Annotated in this window: 22 protein-coding genes; 6 read left to right on the forward strand and 16 right to left on the reverse strand. The window is 66.4% G+C overall.

Annotation, left to right across the window (positions count from 1 at the left end; genetic code table 11):
* The first annotated feature begins 59 nt into the window (after nucleotides 1-59).
* Nucleotides 60-269, forward strand: coding sequence for a hypothetical protein (locus tag KBY93_RS10640; RefSeq protein ID WP_094554247.1), 210 nt, complete (start codon nucleotides 60-62; stop codon nucleotides 267-269).
* Here the strand turns inward: KBY93_RS10640 and KBY93_RS10645 are convergent.
* On the reverse strand, nucleotides 217-621 hold the full coding sequence (locus KBY93_RS10645) for a hypothetical protein (RefSeq protein ID WP_255094358.1): 405 nt from the start codon (nucleotides 619-621) through the stop codon (nucleotides 217-219). The two genes, KBY93_RS10640 and KBY93_RS10645, sit on opposite strands and share 53 nt — an antisense overlap.
* Between KBY93_RS10645 and KBY93_RS10650 the strand changes: the two genes are divergently transcribed.
* The gene (locus KBY93_RS10650; protein ID WP_255094360.1) at nucleotides 620-1,129 is read left to right on the forward strand and encodes a hypothetical protein; all 510 of its coding nucleotides are present in this window, start codon (nucleotides 620-622) and stop codon (nucleotides 1,127-1,129) included. The genes KBY93_RS10645 and KBY93_RS10650 overlap by 2 nt on opposite strands.
* Nucleotides 1,130-1,307: 178 nt before the next feature.
* Here the strand turns inward: KBY93_RS10650 and KBY93_RS10655 are convergent, their stop codons facing one another.
* From KBY93_RS10655 to KBY93_RS10670, 4 genes are all read right to left on the reverse strand, one after another.
* Nucleotides 1,308-1,670 (reverse strand): hypothetical protein, encoded by a 363-nt coding sequence (locus KBY93_RS10655; protein WP_255094361.1) that lies wholly within the window; start codon nucleotides 1,668-1,670, stop codon nucleotides 1,308-1,310.
* A 34-nt stretch (nucleotides 1,671-1,704) separates the two neighbouring features.
* Entirely contained in the window at nucleotides 1,705-2,712 is a 1,008-nt protein-coding gene (ppk2, locus tag KBY93_RS10660) for a polyphosphate kinase 2 (RefSeq protein ID WP_255094362.1), read from the reverse strand.
* Nucleotides 2,713-2,777: 65 nt separating this feature from the next.
* Entirely contained in the window at nucleotides 2,778-4,142 is a 1,365-nt protein-coding gene (locus tag KBY93_RS10665; protein WP_255094363.1) for an ATP-binding protein, read from the reverse strand.
* Nucleotides 4,143-4,145: 3 nt separating this feature from the next.
* A complete protein-coding gene (locus KBY93_RS10670; protein WP_255094365.1) occupies nucleotides 4,146-4,871 on the reverse strand; it encodes a response regulator in 726 nt (241 codons plus the stop codon).
* A 258-nt stretch (nucleotides 4,872-5,129) separates the two neighbouring features.
* On the opposite strand from KBY93_RS10670, the gene KBY93_RS10675 reads away from it, so the two are divergent.
* Complete coding sequence (locus KBY93_RS10675; protein ID WP_255094366.1) at nucleotides 5,130-5,564, forward strand: EF-hand domain-containing protein; 435 nt, start codon at nucleotides 5,130-5,132, stop codon at nucleotides 5,562-5,564.
* 2 nt (nucleotides 5,565-5,566) lie between these two features.
* Here KBY93_RS10675 and KBY93_RS10680 read toward each other — a convergent pair whose 3' ends face one another.
* The 4 genes from KBY93_RS10680 to KBY93_RS10695 form a co-directional block, all read right to left on the reverse strand.
* Nucleotides 5,567-6,019, reverse strand: coding sequence for a hypothetical protein (locus KBY93_RS10680; RefSeq protein WP_255094367.1), 453 nt, complete (start codon nucleotides 6,017-6,019; stop codon nucleotides 5,567-5,569).
* A 12-nt stretch (nucleotides 6,020-6,031) separates the two neighbouring features.
* Nucleotides 6,032-6,274 (reverse strand): hypothetical protein, encoded by a 243-nt coding sequence (locus tag KBY93_RS10685; RefSeq protein WP_094554240.1) that lies wholly within the window; start codon nucleotides 6,272-6,274, stop codon nucleotides 6,032-6,034.
* Nucleotides 6,275-6,408: 134 nt separating this feature from the next.
* Nucleotides 6,409-7,047 (reverse strand): DUF4335 domain-containing protein, encoded by a 639-nt coding sequence (locus tag KBY93_RS10690; RefSeq protein WP_255094368.1) that lies wholly within the window; start codon nucleotides 7,045-7,047, stop codon nucleotides 6,409-6,411.
* Nucleotides 7,044-7,625, reverse strand: coding sequence for a DUF3038 domain-containing protein (locus KBY93_RS10695; protein ID WP_255094369.1), 582 nt, complete (start codon nucleotides 7,623-7,625; stop codon nucleotides 7,044-7,046). The genes KBY93_RS10690 and KBY93_RS10695 overlap by 4 nt, the downstream gene beginning before the upstream one ends.
* A 51-nt stretch (nucleotides 7,626-7,676) precedes the next feature.
* Between KBY93_RS10695 and KBY93_RS10700 the strand changes: the two genes are divergently transcribed.
* Nucleotides 7,677-8,234: an adenine phosphoribosyltransferase gene (locus KBY93_RS10700; RefSeq protein WP_255094370.1), complete on the forward strand. Its 558-nt coding sequence runs from the start codon at nucleotides 7,677-7,679 to the stop codon at nucleotides 8,232-8,234.
* A 16-nt stretch (nucleotides 8,235-8,250) separates the two neighbouring features.
* On the opposite strand, the gene KBY93_RS10705 is transcribed toward KBY93_RS10700, so the two are convergent.
* The 5 genes from KBY93_RS10705 to dapB form a co-directional block, all read right to left on the reverse strand.
* Nucleotides 8,251-8,463 carry a DUF2949 domain-containing protein gene (locus tag KBY93_RS10705; protein WP_094554236.1) on the reverse strand — a complete coding sequence of 71 codons (213 nt, stop codon included), beginning with the start codon at nucleotides 8,461-8,463 and terminating at the stop codon, nucleotides 8,251-8,253.
* 48 nt (nucleotides 8,464-8,511) lie between these two features.
* The gene (locus KBY93_RS10710; protein ID WP_255094372.1) at nucleotides 8,512-9,759 is read right to left on the reverse strand and encodes an FAD-dependent monooxygenase; all 1,248 of its coding nucleotides are present in this window, start codon (nucleotides 9,757-9,759) and stop codon (nucleotides 8,512-8,514) included.
* Nucleotides 9,760-9,833: 74 nt separating this feature from the next.
* The gene (locus tag KBY93_RS10715) at nucleotides 9,834-10,118 is read right to left on the reverse strand and encodes a high light inducible protein (RefSeq protein ID WP_255094373.1); all 285 of its coding nucleotides are present in this window, start codon (nucleotides 10,116-10,118) and stop codon (nucleotides 9,834-9,836) included.
* Nucleotides 10,119-10,218: 100 nt separating this feature from the next.
* Nucleotides 10,219-10,863 (reverse strand): hypothetical protein, encoded by a 645-nt coding sequence (locus KBY93_RS10720; RefSeq protein WP_094554233.1) that lies wholly within the window; start codon nucleotides 10,861-10,863, stop codon nucleotides 10,219-10,221.
* A 4-nt stretch (nucleotides 10,864-10,867) separates the two neighbouring features.
* Nucleotides 10,868-11,725: a 4-hydroxy-tetrahydrodipicolinate reductase gene (gene dapB, locus KBY93_RS10725; protein ID WP_255094374.1), complete on the reverse strand. Its 858-nt coding sequence runs from the start codon at nucleotides 11,723-11,725 to the stop codon at nucleotides 10,868-10,870.
* Nucleotides 11,726-11,867: 142 nt separating this feature from the next.
* On the opposite strand from dapB, the gene KBY93_RS10730 reads away from it, so the two are divergent.
* Nucleotides 11,868-15,899, forward strand: coding sequence for a magnesium chelatase subunit H (locus tag KBY93_RS10730; protein ID WP_255094375.1), 4,032 nt, complete (start codon nucleotides 11,868-11,870; stop codon nucleotides 15,897-15,899).
* Nucleotides 15,900-16,033: 134 nt separating this feature from the next.
* Entirely contained in the window at nucleotides 16,034-18,226 is a 2,193-nt protein-coding gene (locus KBY93_RS10735; RefSeq protein ID WP_255094376.1) for a beta-glucosidase, read from the forward strand.
* Between the two features lie 33 nt (nucleotides 18,227-18,259).
* Here the strand turns inward: KBY93_RS10735 and KBY93_RS10740 are convergent, their stop codons facing one another.
* Both KBY93_RS10740 and KBY93_RS10745 read right to left on the reverse strand, forming a co-directional pair.
* A complete protein-coding gene (locus KBY93_RS10740; RefSeq protein WP_255094377.1) occupies nucleotides 18,260-19,333 on the reverse strand; it encodes a glycosyltransferase family 2 protein in 1,074 nt (357 codons plus the stop codon).
* A gap of 80 nt (nucleotides 19,334-19,413) precedes the next feature.
* Nucleotides 19,414-20,028 (reverse strand): esterase/lipase family protein, encoded by a 615-nt coding sequence (locus tag KBY93_RS10745; RefSeq protein WP_399223016.1) that lies wholly within the window; start codon nucleotides 20,026-20,028, stop codon nucleotides 19,414-19,416.
* Nucleotides 20,029-20,279 lie beyond the last annotated feature (251 nt).

Here is a 20,279-nt window from a genome sequence, read left to right on the forward strand (position 1 = left end):
GACCCCAGCACGATTCTGAGGGCGTACGCCATTCCGTTCCTTCCCACCCGCGAGTCCCCATGAGCTACGAACCCGGTACCAGTGAATGCCGGTTGCTGATCGACAGCAAGGACCAGATCGAGGCGGTTCTCGCCAACCTGGCCAAGCTTGAGAACACCGATCACATCCGCATGCAGCTGCTGGCGGTCTACAACCAGCTGGAGGGCCTCCACGACCTCAGGCGGACCAAGCCAGCCGCTGCGTCCCCCGGCATGGATGGAAACGCCTGAGGAACCCGTCCAGCTCGATCGGTCCGCAACGCCGCCGCCAGCCCTGCTCAGCGATCGGATGCCGCCAGGCGGTGATCCGCAGCGCCCAGCGCCCCTGAGGCCTGTAAACGATCAGATAGCGGTAGCGGCAATCATGGCGAAACTCCGGAGATCCCAGGGGTTCAGCCTGGAGATGGCAGCGCAGGAAACCGGCCACCAGCCCGCCGGGACCGTTCCCATCGGCCTGGCAGGCCTCGAGGGCTGCGCCCAGCCTCAGGGCCGCCCCGGCCGGATCCCCCTGATGAGGGAGATAGAGATGAACAGGTCCCCAGCCGGGAAAACCCAGGAAGGAATACACCGCGGGGATGTCCATGGCAACGGCTCAAAAAGGTCCGCTTCCCCAATGCCCCCGCTGTCCCATCGGGCGCTGGTGCAGCCGCTCCCTGGGGGCCTTTCTGTTGCTGGCCCTGCTCGGCGGTGCCGGACTGGCCCTGGCCCAGCAGCGCCGGAACGACAGCCTGGGCCTGGCGTCACTTTTACGGGTGGGTGAACCGATCATCGCGGCCGACAAACGATTGCTGCAGCTGGGCTGGCGGCCCGCTCCGGCCGCAAGCGCGGATGCTCTTGACCAGGAGCGCTCCGGCAGCTCTCTGGCCAGCCTCAGTGGCTGCGCCGGCACGGGGCTGGGCTATTGCCGCTTCGACTACCGCAGGGGCGGGGCCAGGCTGGCGGTGATCACCGTTCCAGCCGCGCCGGGCAGCCCTGGCGGGCCGCAGGTGCTGCGCTGGGTGGATGACGCCAGCGGCCAGCGCTGGGGGCTGTGTCAGAACGACTCCTCCGGGGAGTTGGTCCCCTGCGACTCTCAGCAGCCCAAGGATTGACCCAAGTGCCCCATGGCCGGACCAGCCGATAGGTTTGGGCCGTTGCCGCCGCCACAGGCTGATGGGTTTGGAGAACAAGCAACGTCCCCCCTGGCTGAACTGGTTGTTCCTGCTGATCTTCCTCTTCAGCAGCTGGCAATTGGCAGGCTTCTGGTTCGAGCGGCTCCACTGAGCCGCCCTACTGATCGTCGAGGGCCTGCCTGAGACGCGAGAGCAGTGTGCGGCGGGCCACCTCCGGGCTCAGGCCCTGGTCGCTGGCGTGCTCCACCCAGTTCTGGGCACCCCGGATCAGGGCCTCAAGGTCCTGGGCTCCCGAACGCAGAGCCTGAAAGGAGGCCATCAGCTCCTGGTCGAGGGCCTGGGCTGGATCCCCGCAGACGATGTACTGGCGACCATCGATGCCCGTGTAGAGCAGGCTGCCCTCAGGACCCCGCAAGGGAGCCGTGGCGGGAACGGTCAGGGCTTCCTCGGATCCCTCGCCGGACCGGGAGGGCTGGGAGGAGTCCGGGCCAGGGCCCGGGTCGTCGTCGGAGCTGGTCATGGCCAGGGGGCAATGGGGCGGAAGGGCTGGGGATTCAGTGATAGGCGTTGGGAACGAAGAACTGCTCGTTCATCGGCGGGCGATGGTAATCACCGACAGTCTTGCGCGGAGGCAGTTCAATTGGTGCAGGCGTCATGTCCTCGTAGGGGATCTTGGAGAGCAGATGGCGAATACAGTTGAGGCGGGCCCGGCGCTTGTCATCTGCCTCGACGGTGAACCACGGCGCCTCCGGGATGTTGGTGTGAGCGAACATCTGGTCTTTGGCCTTGGAGAACTCCACCCATCGGTCACGTGACTCGAGATCCATCGGTGAAAGCTTCCAGCGACGGGCCGGATCACCCAGCCGGGAGCGGAAACGGACTTCCTGCTCCTCGTCGCTGACTGAGAACCAGTATTTGAGCAGAACAATTCCCGAACGCACCAGCATGCGCTCGAACTGGGGGGCCGATTGCATGAACTCCTCAACCTGAGATTCCGTGCAGAAGCCCATCACCCGCTCCACACCAGCTCGGTTGTACCAGCTGCGATCGAACATGACGATTTCTCCGGCTGCCGGGAAGTGCTCCACGTAGCGCTGGAAATACCACTGGGTGCGCTGCTGATCCGAGGGCGTACCCAAGGCGACCACATTGCAGCCCCGGGGATTGAGCGGTTCGGTGATGCGCTTGATCGCACCACCCTTGCCGGCGGCATCACGGCCTTCAAAGAGAATAATCAGGCGAAAGCCAACGTGCTTCACCCAGTACTGCATCTTCACCAGTTCGACCTGGAGTTTCTCCAGCTCTTTCTCGTAGAACTTGCGGCTCAGTTTGACAGTTTTATCTTCGGGGGGGGCTCCCAGATCGTCTTCACTTTCCCCGAGCAGATGGGAGGGGTGGTAGCGATCATTCTCACCGTTGGGGGGGAATGGGGAATGGGAACCGGCCACGGCGGGTACCAGGCCGGAGTCTCCATGGCTACCTTTCTTTTTCTTGGTCTTGGCGGAGCCGTGCTTGGCGGAGCTGCCCTTTTTACCCTCACTCTTGCTCTTGTCTTTAGCCATCAAGCTCAGCTCCGAACCCCCAACGATCCTCTTGTCTAGAGGCATCCTCCTGAACAGGGTGTGGGTTAAGGACAGATTGTTGAGGCCCTGACACGTCCAGCCACCAGGGAATGGCCGCACAGGCTGACGCAGAACGTGCCGGGAGCCTCCTGGGGCGAGAGATCCACCAGGGGCTCACCCCCCAGCCGCAATTCACCGCCATGGGTGCGGGCCACCCGCTGGGCGATTGCCAGACCCAAGCCGCAGTGGCCGTGGCCGCTGCGAGCCTCGTCAAGGCGCTGGAAGGGCATCAGCGCCTGGGAGCGCTGATTCTCGGCGATACCCTCCCCCTGATCCCACACCTGTAACTCGAAACCGTCCTGCTGCCAGGCACGCAGCACCAGCCTCACCGGCGGCTGCCCATAGCTGAGGGCATTATCGATCAGATTGGCCACGGCTCGGCCCAGGGCTATCGGCTGAACCGTGGCCGTGACCGGGTCCAGATCCAGCTCCACCGGCTGGCCGTCATAACGGGCGGCCAGCTCCGCCAGCAGCTCCGCGAGGGGCACGCTCACCGCTGGCTCCTCTCCCCCGCCTCCGGCGAAGAGCAGGAACTGACCAGTGATCCGCTCCAGATCATCGAGATCGGCACCGGCCCGGGCGCTGGCGGAGGCATCCCCCAGCATCGACAGTCGCAGCCGCAGTCGCGTGAGCGGGGTCTTGAGGTCGTGGGCGATCCCTGCAAGCATCGTGCCTCGCTCCCGTTCACTCTCCTCTAGGCGCAGGATCATGGCGTTGAAGCGCTGAGCCAGGCGGCGCACTTCGGGAGCGCCCCGCTGGGGCATCGGCTCCGGCTGAGCCTCGAGGCCCACCCGCGCCAGGGCTCTCTCCAGCTGCCGCAGCGGCCGCTGCACCTCCAGCAGCAGGAACAGTGCCCCCGCCATCAAACTGCCACTCGCCAGCGAGAGGGTGATCAGCAGCGGGTCGGGTGGCCAGCCGAAACGGGGGCGGATGGAGGCATAGAGCCAGACCGGCTCCAGGGGTGAGGCCAGCTCGATCCAGACACCACGGGCCGCACCATGGTTCGGCACCACCTCGGGGCAGCGGGGCAGACGGCGGCAGAGCTCCAGCTGGAGCTGGTCGGCCTGCCGCTCGAGGCGGACATCGTCTCCCTGGCCGAGCAGGCCCCAGCTGCGGGGACGCCGCGGTGGCTGGCCAACACCCAGCTGCAGCCCGCTGAGCTGGGAGACCGTGGCCGGCGGGAAGCGCTCCAACGCCAGCTCCGAAAGCCTCAGGTTCAGGGCCACCTGGGGAGCCATCTGCGCGATCTGGGCCTGGCCGATCCGGGTACCGAGCAGGACCTGAAGCAGCACCAGGCTGAGGGCCCATCCCCCCAGAAAAAACACCCCGAGACGCAACGACAGGGCAGCTGGGCGCATCGCGGGGGCCATGGCTCAGCGGTTGCGGGGCTGGCCGTCAGGGACAAAGACGTAGCCATAGCCCCAGACCGTCTGGAGGTAGCGCGGCCGGCTCGGATCGGGCTCCACCAGCCGCCTCACCCGCGACACCTGCACGTCCATGCTGCGGGTGTCGGTGTCGCTGGCGGGACCCCGGGCCAGCTCGATCAGCCGCTCCCGCGAAAGGGGGCGGTGCGGATGCTGCACGAAGGCGGCCAGCAGGCTGAATTCACCGCTGGTGATCGTCACCGCCTGATTCTGCCGCTCCAGCGTGCGGGCGGAGAGATCCAGCACGTTGTCGCCGAACTGCACCAGCTCGCCATCGGCGAGGGGAGTGCCGGCCGGCAGGGAACCGCGGCGGCGCAGCACCGCTTCGATGCGGGCCATCAGCTCCCGGGGCAGGAACGGCTTGGCCAGATAGTCGTCGGCGCCCTGTTCAAGGCCGATGATCCGGTCAACCGCCTCGCCCCGGGCCGTGAGCATCACGATGGGCAGATCGTCGCTGGCGTCGCGCAGGCGACGCAGCAGGGTGAGGCCGTCGTCGCCCGGCATCATCAGATCAAGCACGACCAGATCGGGACGCTGGAACTCCAGCCGGGCCATCAGCTGGCGGCCGTCGGTGAGGCAGCGCACCTCATAGCCCTGGTCGGTCAGGTATGTACCCAACAACTGGCGCAATTCTGGGTCGTCATCGACGACCCAGATCGTGTGGGTTCGGCTCAAGGCGGGGGCCGCAGCTGGCCTGACTGTATGGAGCGGAACCCACCGCGCCCAGGGGCAGACCCCACGGGGCACCTTGCCAAAGGTGACTGCCCGGCCCTGCAGACAGGTCCGGTCATGTCTTGGCCCCTGAAGCCGCCGCCGCAGAGGCTGACCTGGCCCGCTCACCTCCATAAGGTGATTGCCATGGCGTCGCCCACCAGCTCCAGAACGAGGCCCAACCTGGCTCAGGGCAGCAGCACAAGCCGCAGAGGGTTATTGATGCTGGCCTCCCTGCTGCTGCTCAGCCAGGCTGGGCCAGGCCTCGCCCAGGACGCCCGCTCGCTGCAGCTGTACCACCAGCAGAAGCAGGCCTGGTTCGAGCGGCTGGACCGCAACCGCGACGGCAGAGTGACTCCCCAGGAAAGCCGGGGCCAGCCCTATCTGGAAACCAATTTTCAGCGGCTGGATCAGCGGGGCCGGGGCTACCTGCTGCCCACCGACCTGAGTCCCCGCCAGCCGGCCTTCCTGGGGGTGAGGCTGCATACGGTGTTCACCCAGGCCGACCGCAACGGTGACGGCCAGCTCAGCCGCAAAGAGGCACGTTCCTTTCCCTGGCTGAACCGGCGGTTCTCCAAGATCGACCTGAACAGCAACGGTTCCATCAGCCTGCAGGAATTATGGGAGTCGCGGCGGTCGCTGGCGCCCCGGCCCTGAGCTCAGCGCTCGGGGCGATCCGGCGGCCGGATACGCACCACCGACCAGACGACTCGAGCCAGACCCGCCGGCAGCGCCATAACCCCGCCCAGCCCCGGCATGGCCAGGCGCAGCAGGCGGAACGCCCCGTTGATCAGCAACAGCAGTGCGGCGATCGCCAGCCCCAGCAGCAGCAACACCCCAAAAGCCTGCAGCAGGCCCAGCAACAGGCTGATCAGACCCATGCCGATCTGGCTCAGCCCCCGGATCAGGGCGCTGATCACCTTGCTGATCACCAGCAGCGAATCCAGGCGGTTGGGGAGCTGCATCAGCAGCAGCAGCAGCCCCGTTCCCGCCGCCCCGTTCAGCAGAGCCAGGCCCCCCTCCCGCCAGGCCGATCCACTCCGCCGCTGGCGCGAGAACACCTTGCGAGGCAACGGGATTTTGCGGCCTGGATCGGGCAGGTGAGTCTTCATGGCGGCGGCTTCTCAATCGAGCCTGTAGCCCGCGCCGCGCATCCAACGCTCGAACTCCAGCAGCACCAGTTCATTGGGGCAATCCACCAGGCTGAGACCCGCCACGGTGCAATCCCCCTGTCCGCCGTGGTGGAGAGAGAGGTGAAAATCCTTGCCGCTGAGGCCACAGACCTCGGGATCACTGCGCACGACCACATCCAGGGAGGCCCCCAGCCGATTCACCCGTCGGCGCAGTTCAGACCAGCTGGTGGTCATGGCTTCGTCGTCATCGCAGCAGGACCATGGAGCGCAGGATCATCGGCAGCCGAATCAACGCCAACAGAATCATCCCCAGAGGACTCTCCCATTGAGTGTGGCCACAGGTTCCCGATCGTCAATGGGGCAGTCACCTAGCGGGGAGGGGTGAGGGGAGAGGTCGGCGTGGCTGCGGGGCTGGCAGCCGGTGTGGCCGTGGGGCGCGGCAGAGGCACCATCAGGCCCAGAGCAGCGGTGATCGCCAGGGCGGCCAGACCGGCGGCAGGGGGGGCCAGGCGCTGGCGCAGGGGCACACGCTCCAGGATTTCGCGGCGGGGGAGGGGGCGATCGGGAGGCAGGCTGAACCCCAGCTGAACGCGGGGATCGAGCCGGAGCTGATCCAGACAGCGCACCAGGTCCGCCAGCTCGGCGTCGTCGAAGCTGAGCTCCAGGGGCTGGGTGTCGGGCTGGCTGCTGAGCAGGCGCAGGCGGTGGGCCGGGCGGTTGCGCAGGCCAGCCCTCGTCGAGGAGATCGGCTCCATCTGCACCGGATCCGTCGCCAGCCCCATCGGCCGCGGCACGGAACTCACCAGGTGACGGGCATAGGGCAGCACCGCGGCCAGCAGGGCCTGGAGGTGATCGCGTTTGCCTTCCAGAGTGGGATGACCGGCCAGATCAAGCTCCCAGGCCGAGAGGATGCCGATCACCTCAGGGCCATGACCGGCGGACAGATCCGGGAGTCCATCGATGCGCAGACGGCAGCTGGTCTGCTCGAAGCGATAACTGAGTTTCATGCCGCGGCATCCATCAGGCTGGCCTTGAGACGATCGAAGCCACCCCGGCCGGAGCCAAAGGCCAGAGCCTGCACCAACTGCCGCTGCAGACGGGGACCCTCCTGGGGATCCAGCAACTTCTGCACACCGCCGCGACGGGGATTAAGGCGCTCGCGCACCAGCTCATCGAGCCGGCTGCGGAACAGCTGCCAGCGCTGCTGGGTGACCGGTTCAGGCTCGGAGGCCGAGAGCAGTTGGCGCAACATCGGATAGAGCCGATCGGCCATTGCACAGAGCAGGCTGATCAGGGCATCGGTTTCAGCTTCGCTGAGCACGCCCCGCCGGCAGGCCAGCCTCAGTGGGTTGTAGCAGCGCCGCTTCCAGAGCTCGACACGATTGGGGAAAAGGGAGCCGAAGCCGAGCTGGTTTGCCATCCAGACCATGGCTTCGCCGCCGTTGAGATCAAGGGCTTCGACGCTGAGCAGCATCAGGTCGAGCCGCTCGAGTCCTCGGCGCGAGAGGCGGGCAGAAGGCCGTGGCGGTGGGGACTGCTCCACGGCGGCTTCAACGTTTGGAGCGGTGATCGTGACGTCGGCCATGGCTGCGATGATGCCAGCGCCTGCGCCGATCCGTCACCCGATCGCTCTTTCATGGCCCTGAGCACCGCATCCCCCGAGTTGGGCGAGCCCATTGATCTGCGGGAGCTGGTCAGGGATGTGCCCGATTTCCCCAAGCCCGGCATCCTCTTCCGCGACCTGACCCCGCTGATGCGTGACCCACGCGGCTGGAAGGAAGTGGTGCGCCAGCTGTCGGAACTCTGCGAACAGCTGCGCCCCGATCTGATCGTGGGTATCGAATCCCGGGGCTTCATCGTGGGAACTGCCCTGGCCACGGCCGTGGAAATCGGCTTCGTGCCGGTGCGCAAGCCCGGCAAGCTGCCCGGCCAGGTGCATGCCGTGGAGTACGCCCTGGAATACGGCCACGACCGCCTCGAAATCCAGCACGATGCTCTTTCAGGCGGCCCGCGGGTATTGATCGTCGACGACCTGCTGGCCACCGGCGGAACCGCCGCGGCCTGCGCCCAGCTGGTGCTCGAAGCCGGCGGCGACCTCTGCGGCTATGGCTTCGTGGCTGAGCTGGCGGGCCTGGGCGGACGGGCACGCCTGCCGGGGGAGCACCCGGTGGAATCCCTGATCATCTACGCCTGAGCTGGGTTGTCGGCGATCAGGTCTGCTGGTCCTGCCAGGCCAGCACCTGATCGAATTGATCCAGGCTGATCAACCCGAAGCGCCAGAGGATCACCGGCAGGGGAGCCTGCTCCTGATCGGCCTGGCGAATCCCCAGCGCCAGGGCGCTCTCGCTCAGACCCTGCTCATGGCGCAGATAACGCACCAGGGCGGAGGAGGGAATCGGCTGGGGCGAGGTGCTGATCACCATCGGATCACTCGAATGCTCAGACTCAATGGGGTCTATGCCGGGCTGTCCTCACTCTGACCAGAGAGCCGCGAGGCGGCAAGGACCCAGGGTCATGGCCTTGAGGCTGAGGTGCCTCAAAGTGCTGGAGCGGCCCATCAGGCCGAGAGCCAGGCGGCGGCCCCTCAGCAGCAGCGGCTGCCGGTTGGAGAAGATCCGCACCAGCAAGTCGGTGCTCAGCAGGGTGAGCAGCACATCAGGCCAGCGGCGGCGTCCATAGGCTGCGGCCACCGCGGCAGGCGACAGTTGTCCAGCGGCCGCCCGCAGGGCCTGACGCTGCAGTTCTTCCACATCCCGCCAGCAGAGATTCATCCCCTGGCCGCCTACGGGATGGCAGCGATGGGCCGCCTCCCCCACCAGCGCCAGCGAGCCGCGGTGGAAGCTGCGGGCCAGCTCGAGGGCCACTGGGAAGGCCCGGGGCCGCTCGAGCAGGGCCTCGGGCTGCAGGCTGTCCGGAAGCGTGGCGGCGAGGGCATCGAGGAAGGCCACGGGATCAAGCGCTTCCAGCTGTCGCAGCCGCCCGGCAGGAGCACTCCAGACCAGCTGGGCGGTGCCGTCGCCGAGGGGGAGCACTGCGAATGGACCCTCGCGACGAAACAGCTCCCAGGCCTGATCGGGGGCCGAGCTGCGCAGGCGCACCTGAGCCGTGAGGCAGCCCTGGCCATAGGGCAGACGCCAGTGCCCTATCCCCGCCGACTCCCGGGTGGGAGAGGAGCTGCCATCGGCGGCAACCACCAGATCAGGCGGGCCAAGACAGTCGGGATCAAGGGATGGCGCACCAAGGGATTCGTCCTCCCCCAGCCTGAGGCTGATGGCGGGGTGAGCCTCGAGGCGCTCGAGCAGAGATCGCATCAGCAGCTGATGCTGCAGGATCCAGCCCACGGCACCCGCCTCGGCGGGGCTGGCGGAGCCGAAGCCCACCTCGGCCGGGCCGAAACCGATCGCTCGCCCCGCCTCCAGATCACAGAGCCGCAGCGAGCGGAAAGGAATCGCCAGCTCCGCCAGCTGCTGCCAGAGGCCCAGGCGTTGCAGAAACAGGCGACTGGAATGGCTGAGGGCATAAGCGCGACGGCGGGCCTGCAGCTGAGCACCGCTGAGCGGATCAGTGAGCTGCACCCGCCAGCCCGCCTGGGCCAGGGCCAGGGCCGCCAGGGCACCGGTGGGTCCCCCGCCGAGCACGTGGGCCCGAGGCATGGTCGGCCACTCAGAAATCAGAGGACCAGTTGGGGCCGCCGCAGGGGCCGGGGCAAGAACGCTCATGGGCTCAACTGCGGCCACAAAAAAGCCGCAACAGAAATTCTGCTGCGGCCAGAAGTGGAATGCGAAGAAAGGGCTCAGCCGATGCCGAGCAGGCCGCGAGTGAAGGCCTCACCGCCCAGGGCGAACTCGGTGGCCAGCAGGGCGATGAAGCCGAGCATCGCCATGCGGCCATTCAGCTTCTCGGCGCGCTCGTGGAAACCCCAGCCGCTCTCGGCGCTCACCACTTCCATACGGGGCTCGGTGGCGAAGGCATTGAGGCGGCCACCGTCTTCGGTGGTGACGGTGGCGCCGCGGATGGTGGCGCGCTCGCTGGCGTTCACAGGAGCCGAGCTGGGGGCGGTGGCGGTGGCTTGGGCCATGGGGTCTCCTGGGTTGATGAATTGAATGTAACACATTGTTGCGGAACGTAAACGTCCGCTGGCGGAAGCAGCTCCAGGGCGAGCCCGGTTGAGAGCCGCTTCAGCGCAGGCGTCGCAGGCAGAGCTCCTCGAATGCGGGCCGCAGCAGGTAGGGGTACTCACCCACCCAGGCCTTGAGCTGCGGGATCCAGGCGTCGCTCATGGCATCGATCCGCGAAAAATCAGGCCGTTCGCTCAGCACCAGACCTCGAATGACCATGCCGCGGCGGATCGTCTGGTGCTTCTTCTCCATCGGGAAGCGCACTGAGCCCAGGTAGCCGTCGTCGTCTTCCAGCTCCAGCGACAGCCAGGTGCGGCGGTTCTCCACCAGCTCCAGACGGCCGCGCTGATCCGCCTGCTCCTTGCGTTGCTCCACCAGCTCCTTGGTGAACAGATCACCCACCCGCGCCTCGAAGATCGCCGCCCGCGGGTAGCGCCGCAGGGTGGCGTTGCGTCGTCCCGCTTCCAGGATCGGGCCCCAGAGCACGTAGAGCAGCAGGACAAAACCCGCCACCAGCCAGACCGAACCGAAGCGATAGGAGAACTGGCTCTGGGCGATCAGCAGCGAGATCACCCCGCCGATCACCGAGATCAGCACCCGCTGCAGGATCTTCTGGGGATTGCCGCTGCAGAAACTGAACTGGGGCCCGGTGGCCACCGCCGGAATCAGGCGCTGCAGTTCACCTGGCTTGAGTGGGATCAGCATCGCTTCAGATCAGGCGCTCGAGCCCGTACACCAGACCGTGGAGCTGGCGCACCCGGCGCAGAGTCAGCAGCACGCCGGGCATGTAGGCGGAGCGTTCGATCGTGTCGTGGCGCAGGGTGTAGGTCTCCCCTGGGGCGCCGAACATCACCTCCTGGTGGGCCACCAGCCCGGGCAGCCGCAGCGAATGCAGCCGCAGACCACTCTCCCGCTGACCACCGCGACAGCCCGCCAGCGTTTCGTGCTCCTCCACCTGGGGCTCGTTGAACGTCTTGCCCAGCTCCTCGATCAGCTCGGCAGTCTTGATGCAGGTGCCGCTGGGGGCATCGGCCTTGCGGTTGTGGTGCAGTTCTGTGAGCTCGGCGAAGTCGTAGAAGCGGGCGGCGGCGGCGGCGGCCTGCTGCAGCAGCACCATGCCCACCGAGAAGTTGGGAATAACGGCACCGCCGATGCCGGCCTTCTCGGCAAACACCGCCAGCTCGCCCAGTTGCTTGGGGCTCAGACCAGTGGTGCCGATCACCGGGTGGACTCCATAAGCGATCGCAGCACGGGTGTGCTCGTGGACCACCGAGGGATGGGTGAAGTCGACCAGCACCGCGCCAGCTCCTGGGCCATCACTTCGCACCGCCTGGCTGGCCTGGCAGAGGCAACCCTCGAAGTCTGCGGTGATCGCCACCTCGAGTTCCCCCAGACCCAGCTCCAGCCCCACGTCCGCCCCCTCCTTACCGGGAGTGGTGTCGATCGCGCCGAGTAGGCGGCAATCCCCAGCTGCGGTGACGGCTTTGACCACTTCAGCCCCCATCCGGCCCAGGGCACCGGCCACCACCACCGGGATCGAAGCAGGGAGCGCATCGGTGGGGTGCATGGGCCGGGCGTGATCTCGACGTGAGGGGAGCCTATGGCGGCGATTCCGGCCCCGGCCAGGCTCCTGTAACGCCTTGGGGCGCAAAGTCGCGCGGCTGGGGCAGGTTTCGTAGGCTCCTTCACATTGCTAAACCCCAGCGCCGATGTTCACGCAGGTACGCTCCGCCAACCGCCGGGTCACCCCTGGCAACGGCGAGGCTCCCGCCGGCAGTGAGGGTCGGGCCGTGATGCGTGCGGTGTACGTGGTGCTCGAGCCCCAGTACCAGAACGCGCTGACACAGGCGGCCACCAGCCTCAACGCCACCAACCCGGCCCTGGCGGTGGATCTGAGCGGCTACCTGATCGAGGAGTTGCGCGATCCAGAGAATTACGCCGCCTTCTGCGCCGATGTGGCCGAAGCCGATGTGTTCATCGCCTCGCTGATCTTCATCGAAGACCTGGCCCAGAAAGTGGTGGAGGCTGTGGCACCCCACCGGGACCGACTCAAGGCCGCCGTGGTGTTCCCCTCCATGCCGGAGGTGATGCGGCTCAACAAGCTCGGCACATTTTCCATGGCCCAGCTGGGCCAGAGCAAGAGCGCCATCGCCAGCTTCATGAAGAAGCGGAAGGAAGCCAATGGCGCCGGCTTCCAGGACGCCATGTTGAAACTGCTCAACACCCTGCCCACGGTTCTCAAGTACCTACCGGTTGAGAAGGCGCAGGATGCGCGCTCGTTCATGCTCAGCTTTCAGTATTGGTTGGGTGGAACGCCGGACAACCTGCGCAACTTCCTATTGATGCTGGCTGATAAGTATGTGTTCCCCCGGGGCGACAGCGGCCGACCCGAACTGCAGGTGGCCGAACCTGTTGTGTTTCCGGATCTGGGCCTGTGGCACCCCATGGCTCCCGGGATGTTCGAGGACCTCAAGGAATACCTGAACTGGAACTCCAGCCGCGCCGACCTCAGCGAGAAGGCCAAAAGCGGCCCGGTGATCGGTCTGGTGCTGCAGCGCAGCCACATCGTCACCGGCGATGAGGCCCACTACGTGGCGGTTATCCAGGAGCTGGAATACCGCGGCGCCACTGTGATCCCGGTGTTCTGCGGTGGGCTCGATTTCTCCAAACCGGTCAAGGCCTTCTTCTACGACCCGCTCGACCCCGACCAACCGATCGTGGATGGGGTGGTGAGCCTCACCGGCTTTGCCTTGATCGGTGGTCCGGCCCGCCAGGACCATCCCCGCGCCATCGAGGCTCTCTCGAAGCTGAACCGGCCCTACATGGTGGCCCTGCCACTGGTGTTCCAGACCACCCAGGAATGGGAGGAGAGCGATCTGGGGCTGCACCCGGTGCAGGTGGCACTGCAGATCGCCATTCCCGAGCTCGATGGCGCCATCGAGCCGATCGTGCTCAGCGGCCGCGACGACGCCACCGGCAAAGCCCACACCCTCCAGGACCGGGTGGAGGCGATCGCCGAGCGGGTGATCCGCTGGGCCTTGCTGCGCACCAAACCCCGCATCGAGAAGAAGCTGGCGATCACGGTGTTCAGCTTCCCGCCCGACAAGGGCAACGTGGGCACCGCCGCCTACCTGGATGTGTTCGGCTCGATCCACCGGGTGCTTGAGGAGATGAAGCGCAAGGGTTACGACGTCCAGAACCTGCCGCGGGATTCCAAAGCATTGATGGAGGCTGTGATCAACGACCCGGAGGCCCTCCAAGGGGCACCGGAGCTGGCGATCGCGCACCGGATGAGCGTGGAGGAATACGAGCGGCTCACCCCCTATTCCGAGCGGCTCGAAGAAAACTGGGGCAAGCCTCCCGGCAACCTCAACTCAGACGGCACCAACCTGCTGATCTACGGCCGTCACTTCGGCAACGTGTTCGTTGGGGTGCAGCCCACCTTCGGCTACGAAGGCGATCCGATGCGGCTACTCTATTCTCGCAGCGCCAGCCCCCACCACGGCTTCGCCGCTTACTACACCTATCTGGAGAAGGTGTGGGGTGCCGACGCGGTGCTGCATTTCGGCACCCACGGCTCGCTGGAGTTCATGCCCGGCAAGCAGATGGGCATGAGTGACACCTGCTACCCCGATTCCCTGATCGGCGCCCTGCCGAACCTCTATTACTACGCGGCCAACAATCCCTCGGAGGCCACGATCGCCAAGCGGAGGGGTTACGCCGCCACGATCAGTTACCTCACACCACCGGCCGAAAACGCTGGCCTTTACAGGGGCCTCAAGGAACTGGGCGAACTCGTGGGCTCCTACCAGCAGCTGCGTGAGAGCAGCCGTGGGGTGCAGATCGTCAACGCGATCGTCGAAACGGCCCGCCAGTGCAACCTCGACAAGGACGTGGTCCTGCCGGAGGTGGACGCCAGCGAGCTCGACCTAGATGGCCGTGACGGGGTGGTGGGTGCTCTTTACAGCCAGCTGATGGAGATCGAGAGCCGGCTGCTGCCCTGCGGCCTGCACACGATCGGCAAGCCGCCCACCGCCGAGGAGGCGATTGCCACCCTGGTGAACATCGCCGCCCTGGAGCGGGAAGAGGAGGGCTACCGCAGCCTGCCGGCTCTGCTGGCCGAAAGCCTGGGCCGCACGATCGATGAGGTGTATCGCGGCAACGACGCCGGGGTGCTGGTCGATGTGGAGCTGAACCAACGGATCACTGAGGCCTGCCGCGCCGCCGTGGCCTCGATGGTGCGCGCGGTAACGGGCAGTGACGGTCGGGTGGATCTCAAGGGGCGCTTCGGCTGGTTCTTCGCCCTGCTGGAGCGCTTCGGCTACGAGCGACCCAGCCCCTGGCTGAGTTCCTGCCGTGCCTCGGGCTTCGCCGCAGTGGAGCCCACCGAGCTCGACAAACTGTTCGGCTACCTCCGCTTCTGCCTGGAGCAGATCTGCGCCGACATGGAGATGGAAAGCCTGCTGCGGGCGCTTGATGGCGAATACGTGATTCCCGGCCCCGGTGGCGATCCGATCCGCAACCCAGGTGTGCTGCCCAGCGGCAAGAACATCCACGCCCTCGACCCCCAGGCGATCCCCACCCGCGCCGCCATCGCCGCGGCCAAGGTGGTGGTGGATCGGTTGATCGAGCGTCAGAAGGCTGAGCAGGGCACCTGGCCGGAAACGATCGCCTGCGTGCTCTGGGGCACCGACAACATCAAGACCTACGGCGAATCGCTTGCCCAGATTCTCTGGTTCATCGGAGTGCGCCCCGTGCCCGATTCGCTCGGGCGAGTCAACAAGCTGGAGCTGATCACGCTCGAAGAGCTGGGCCGTCCCCGCATCGACGTGGTGGTGAACTGCTCCGGTGTGTTCCGCGATCTGTTCATCAACCAGATGGGCCTGATTGACCAGGGCGTGAAGATGGCGGCTGAGGCCGAGGAGCCTCTGGAGCTGAACTTCGTGCGCAAGCACTCCCAGGAGCAGGCGGCGGCACAGGGCATCAGCCTGCGCGAGGCCGCCACCCGGGTGTTCTCCAATGCCAGCGGCAGCTACAGCTCGAACGTGAACCTGGCGGTGGAGAACAGCACCTGGGAGGAGGAGGGCGACCTGCAGGAGATGTATCTGTCGCGCAAGACCTTCGCCTTCAACGCCGACAACCCCGGTGAGATGAACCAGAACCGTGAGGTGTTCGAATCGGCGATGAAAACCGCCGATGTGACCTTCCAGAACCTGGATTCGGCTGAGATTTCGCTCACAGATGTGAGCCACTATTTCGATTCCGATCCCACCAAGCTGATTGCCGGCCTGCGCGACGACGGCAAAGCCCCCACCAGCTACATCGCCGACACCACCACCGCCAATGCCCAGGTGCGGAGCTTGAGCGAAACGATCCGCCTGGATTCCCGCACCAAGCTGCTCAATCCCAAGTGGTACGAGGGCATGCTCAATTCCGGCTACGAGGGTGTGCGCGAGGTGGCCAAGCGGCTCAACTTCACCCTGGGCTGGAGCGCCACCAGCGGCGCCGTTGATAACTTCGTGTATGAGGAGGCCAATGACACCTTCATCAAGGATCCCGAGATGCGCAAGCGTCTGATGGAGCTCAACCCCCACAGCTTCCGCCGCATCGTGGGCACCCTGCTGGAAGTGAACGGCCGCGGCTACTGGGACACCAGCGATGAGAACATCGCCCAGCTGCAGGAGATCTATCAGGAGATCGAAGACCGGATTGAAGGTGTCACCACTGCTGAAGCCAGTTGATCACTGAACCCGTTCGGCATCACGCCGGACGGGTTGATGCTGGGATGGCTCCGGAGCTCGTGGAGCCGTTTGATCTGCTGCGATTGGCCCGGGCGTTGCGATCCTGAGAGGGTCCTTCCGTTGAAGGGGTGACCATGCACGAGCGCGGATCCTCGAGCCAGGAGAAGTCTCTGGAGCTGCTGGCCGAACTCACCACGGCCGAGAAGCTGGAGCTGCTCGACGGTGACACACCGTTCTGGTCCGGCATGGCGGACATCGCCCTCCATCAGGCCTCCCACCGCCATCCCTGGCCGGCGGCGCAGGTGCCCCGTCTTGGCCTGGCGGGCCTTCAGTTCGTCGATGGCCCCCGCGGCGTGGTGCTCGAGGGTGGAGCCACCACATTCCCCGTGCCGATGGCCCGGGGGGCCTGCTGGGATCCCGACCTGGAGCAACGCATCGGGGAGGCCATCGCTCGTGAAGCCCGATCCTTCGGCGCCAACTGGGTGGCCGGGGTCTGCATCAACCTCCTGCGCCACCCCGGCTGGGGCAGGGCCCAGGAGACCTATGGGGAGGACCCGGTGCACGTGGGAGCCCTGGGAGCCGCCATGACCCGTGGGTTGGAACGCCATGCGGTGGCCTGCGTCAAGCACTTCGCCCTCAACTCGATCGACAGCTCCCGGTTCCTGGTCGACGTGCAGGTCAGCGAGCGGGTGCTGCATGAGCTCTATCTCCCCCACTTCCGTGACTGCGTGGAAGCCGGAGCCGGTTCGATGATGAGCGCCTACAACCAGGTCAACGGCCACTGGTGCGGCCAGCACCCGGAGCTGCTGCGACGGATCCTCAAGCAGCGCTGGGGATTCCGCGGATTCGTGGTCTGCGATTTCATCTTCGGCGTGCGTGATGGCGTCGCCGCCGTACTGGCGGGCCAGGACCTGGAAATGCCGTTCGGGATGGTGTTCGCAGGATGCCTGCCGGAGGCCGTCGCCGACGGCCGGGTGCCGATGGGCTGCATCGATGAGGCCGTGCTGCGACTGCTGCAGGTGCAGCTGAGGGTGCCCGCAGGTGCTTACCCGGCGTCGCTTCGCTCCTGCGAGACACACCGTGCCCTGGCCCGCGAGGCGGCCACCAGCTCGATTGTGCTGCTGCGCAACGAGGGGCAGGTGCTGCCCTTCAAAGGCCTGAGCTCCCTGGCGGTGATAGGCCGGCTGGCGTCGATACCGAACCTGGGGGATCGGGGATCCTCGGACACCCGGCCTCTGCCGGGAACGGTGGTGACACCGCTCGATGGGCTGCGGGCCGCGGCTCCCGACCTGCGCATCGAGCAGGCCAGCGGCAGCAGCCCCCTGGCAGCGGCCGCGCTGGCGGCCCGCTGCGACGCCGCTGTGGTGGTGGCCGGCCTGGACTGGCGCCTGGAGGGGGAGCACATCCATCCGGGCGATATCGCCCCGATCCTGCGCCTGATTCCTCCACCCGACTGGCTGCTGCGCCTGGTGGGGCGGCGCAGGCTGATGCCGTTCTGGCGACCCCTGGCCCATCTGCTCGCCTGGATCACCAGCTACGCCTCAGCCCGGCAGGGCGGCGACTTTGCCGCCGGTGATCGCACCGATCTGAACCTGCCCGCGGATCAGGTGGCCCTGATCCGCCAGGTCGCCAGCGCCAATCCACGCACCGTGGTGGTGCTGATGGGCGGTGGCGGCATGCTGATCGAGGACTGGCGGCAGCTGGTTCCGGGCCTGCTGCTGCTCTGGTATCCCGGAGAGCAAGGGGGTGCTGCCCTGGCTGATGTACTGCTCGGTCGGGTGTCACCTTCCGGCCGCCTGCCCTTTTCCATGCCCACTCAGGCCTGCCACCTGCCGCCCTTCGAACCCCGAGCGCGGCGGGTCGTCTACGACTTCTGGCATGGCTACCGGCGCCTCCAGCGTGACGGCAATGCCGCGGCGTTTCCGTTCGGCTTCGGGCTCTCCTACAGCCAGTTCACGGCTTCCGAGCTGACGGCCGAGTTCCAGCGCGCTGATGGCCGGATCGATCACCTGCAGACGAGCGTCACGATCACCAACACCGGCGAGATGGAGGCGGCCGAGGTGGTGCAGATTTATCTGGAACCCCCAGCCCGGGAGCTGGAGCGACCGGCTCGAACCCTGGTGGCGTTCCAGCGCCTGCACCTGGCCGCCGGGGAAGCGAGGCGCATCACGCTGACGGTCCCTCTGCGCGCCCTCGCCAGGTTCGATCCAGCCCAGGATGGCTTCGTGACCGAAGAGGGCACCCACAGGCTGGTGGTGGCCAGGCACGTGGAGGACGTCGGCCTGGCGGTTGCGCTGGAGATGGAGGCGGCGCGGGTGAGCAACTGAAATGTGAGTTACCCACAACGACGGAATTGGCCATCAGCGGGTGCTGAACGTGCGTCCCTTCCACTGCACCTTGCCGCGCTCGAGGTTGAGGATCGCCAGCAGAAACACCCCGAGAAAGAACAGCACCGGAATGGGAAACAGCAGGTTGATCCAGGCGAAGCGACCCACGGGGCGGGTGATCACCAGCAGCTGGAGCGCATAGGCCCCGTAGACCAGCGCATTGCTGAGCACGGCGCGATCACCCACCAGCGGCCAGCCCAGCAACGAGGCCGGCAGGCACCACGCGGCCCAGAACAGGCCGGAGAGCCAGAGCAGCACGGCCAGCATCCAGCTCCAGCGCACCTCACCGGCAGCGGTGGCGAAATTTTTGTTGAACCCCACCACCATGTCGCGCAGTCCGCCCGGGTACATGCGGTAAGCGATCCGGCCGAAGCCGAGAAAAGCGCTCACCGGCAGATCGGCCCGTTCGTAGGCATGGGCGAGGAACCAGTCTTCAACCACCTTGCCGGCAACGGCCGCGTGACCGCCGCTGCGGTCGTAGTCGGCGCGGCTGGTGGCCAGCGCCGGCCCGAAGGCCACGCCGCAACCTGGCCCCAAGGGCACGGCCATCAGCCCCACCATGTTGAACAGCAGCGAGAGCTGTTCGTAGGGCTTCTCTGTGCGGTGGTATGGCTGCACCGACACCAGTCCACCGAGCTGCTGGTGCGCCGCCACCAGGCACTCCAGGAAGTCAGGACCGGGTTCGGTGTCGGCATCGAGGAACACCAACAGCTCACCGCGGCTGGCCAGCACACCGTTGTGCAGCGCCCAGGTCTTGCCGCACCAGCCCTGGGGCAATGGCAGCGAGGCGAGCACGGCCACCGGCAGGCCAGACCGGGGCTCAGCGGCGATGGCGGCCGTGCGATCACTGGAGTGGTCATCCACCACGATCACCTCCAGGGGCTTGAGGCTCTGGCGAGCAAGCCCATCGAGCAGATGGGGAAGCGTCGACTCCTCGTTGCGAGCGGGGATCAACACCGAAACTGTGGGCGGCTCAACAGGTGAGGCGGCTGGGAGGAGGGGTAGGCGCAGGCCCAGGACCCAGCCCAGCAGCCAGCGCACCAGCATGGAAACGCCAACCCAGCCCATCTTGCGCACCAGTCCTGCAACCACTAACGCTATGGGCAACAGGCCTCAGGCGCACGGGATCACGGCCTGAGCAATTCCCTGGTCAGTGGCCCGATGGCAGCCGGATCACGCAACAGCTGGGGGTGTGTCGCCACTGGCAGCTCCGTGCGGGCGCCGATGGGCAGCACGGCGCGCCATCCCGGCAGCACGGCCAGATCAATGGCGGAATAGAAGCTGTGGCACTCGATCCGGTGCAGGGTGTCGAGGCTGCCGTTCAGGCGCTCCAGCAGGCCGCTGCCCCACTTCAGACCAGCGATGCCCTTGAAGACGCGCCCAGGCCAGGGCTGGGCCGTGAGCGTTCCCTGCTGGGGACTGCCCACGCTGATGAAGCGCCGTGTGCGCTGGTGCCCTCCCATCAGCTGAATCCAGGTGCGGGCAATGACGCCCCCAATCGAAAAGCCCAGCAGGTCGATCGGCTCCTCCAGCCCCAGAGTCGCCCGGATGTGGCCACCGAGCAGCTCAGCAGCCTGTTCGATCGGGGTGAGTCCGAGGCGCAGGGGCAGGGCAGGGATCAGCAGATGGGGCCGTCGTTCTCCCAGCTCACGCCTGAGTTTGTTGAACACCGCTGGGCTGTCGAGCAGCCCATGAACCAGAACCAGGGGGGGACTCGGAATCGGAGAACGTGCTGATACCACCAACCAATTAAAACCAGCTGCGGCTCCAATTGAGAGCCGTGGTGACCGACCGCCCTGGTCAGCGTCACGTCGCGGCAGTCATGAGCAGTTTCCCGCCAGCAATCAACAACACAGCGGCGAGGATGCAGGGCTGATTCAAAGTCTTAACTCGAGCTTGGTTCTGGCTTCCTCGTCGCCATCGCCAGTAGCGCCGTGATGTCGTGAGTTACGGCCTGCATTCCGGCTCGAATCGACTGAAATCCAGCCAGTCG

It is taken from the genome of Synechococcus sp. J7-Johnson (genome assembly GCF_024345795.1).
Classification (GTDB): domain Bacteria; phylum Cyanobacteriota; class Cyanobacteriia; order PCC-6307; family Cyanobiaceae; genus Regnicoccus_A.

What these genes read in the sequence shown, in the direction of transcription:
- KBY93_RS10680 (WP_255094367.1), bottom strand. Translation starts at nt 6,019, where the DNA reads ATGAAGACTCACCTGCCCGATCCAGGCCGCAAAATCCCGTTGCCTCGC.
- KBY93_RS10740 (WP_255094377.1), bottom strand. Translation starts at nt 19,333, where the DNA reads ATGCTGGTGCGCTGGCTGCTGGGCTGGGTCCTGGGCCTGCGCCTACCC.
- dapB (WP_255094374.1), bottom strand. Translation starts at nt 11,725, where the DNA reads ATGCACCCCACCGATGCGCTCCCTGCTTCGATCCCGGTGGTGGTGGCC.
- KBY93_RS10695 (WP_255094369.1), bottom strand. Translation starts at nt 7,625, where the DNA reads ATGGCCGACGTCACGATCACCGCTCCAAACGTTGAAGCCGCCGTGGAG.
- KBY93_RS10675 (WP_255094366.1), top strand. Translation starts at nt 5,130, where the DNA reads ATGCTGGCCTCCCTGCTGCTGCTCAGCCAGGCTGGGCCAGGCCTCGCC.
- KBY93_RS10710 (WP_255094372.1), bottom strand. Translation starts at nt 9,759, where the DNA reads ATGAGCGTTCTTGCCCCGGCCCCTGCGGCGGCCCCAACTGGTCCTCTG.
- KBY93_RS10685 (WP_094554240.1), bottom strand. Translation starts at nt 6,274, where the DNA reads ATGACCACCAGCTGGTCTGAACTGCGCCGACGGGTGAATCGGCTGGGG.
- KBY93_RS10665 (WP_255094363.1), bottom strand. Translation starts at nt 4,142, where the DNA reads ATGGCCCCCGCGATGCGCCCAGCTGCCCTGTCGTTGCGTCTCGGGGTG.
- KBY93_RS10645 (WP_255094358.1), bottom strand. Translation starts at nt 621, where the DNA reads ATGGACATCCCCGCGGTGTATTCCTTCCTGGGTTTTCCCGGCTGGGGA.
- KBY93_RS10720 (WP_094554233.1), bottom strand. Translation starts at nt 10,863, where the DNA reads ATGCTGATCCCACTCAAGCCAGGTGAACTGCAGCGCCTGATTCCGGCG.
- KBY93_RS10705 (WP_094554236.1), bottom strand. Translation starts at nt 8,463, where the DNA reads ATGGTGATCAGCACCTCGCCCCAGCCGATTCCCTCCTCCGCCCTGGTG.
- KBY93_RS10650 (WP_255094360.1), top strand. Translation starts at nt 620, where the DNA reads ATGGCAACGGCTCAAAAAGGTCCGCTTCCCCAATGCCCCCGCTGTCCC.
- KBY93_RS10655 (WP_255094361.1), bottom strand. Translation starts at nt 1,670, where the DNA reads ATGACCAGCTCCGACGACGACCCGGGCCCTGGCCCGGACTCCTCCCAG.
- KBY93_RS10640 (WP_094554247.1), top strand. Translation starts at nt 60, where the DNA reads ATGAGCTACGAACCCGGTACCAGTGAATGCCGGTTGCTGATCGACAGC.
- ppk2 (WP_255094362.1), bottom strand. Translation starts at nt 2,712, where the DNA reads ATGGCTAAAGACAAGAGCAAGAGTGAGGGTAAAAAGGGCAGCTCCGCC.
- KBY93_RS10690 (WP_255094368.1), bottom strand. Translation starts at nt 7,047, where the DNA reads ATGAAACTCAGTTATCGCTTCGAGCAGACCAGCTGCCGTCTGCGCATC.
- KBY93_RS10735 (WP_255094376.1), top strand. Translation starts at nt 16,034, where the DNA reads ATGCACGAGCGCGGATCCTCGAGCCAGGAGAAGTCTCTGGAGCTGCTG.
- KBY93_RS10700 (WP_255094370.1), top strand. Translation starts at nt 7,677, where the DNA reads ATGGCCCTGAGCACCGCATCCCCCGAGTTGGGCGAGCCCATTGATCTG.
- KBY93_RS10730 (WP_255094375.1), top strand. Translation starts at nt 11,868, where the DNA reads ATGTTCACGCAGGTACGCTCCGCCAACCGCCGGGTCACCCCTGGCAAC.
- KBY93_RS10715 (WP_255094373.1), bottom strand. Translation starts at nt 10,118, where the DNA reads ATGGCCCAAGCCACCGCCACCGCCCCCAGCTCGGCTCCTGTGAACGCC.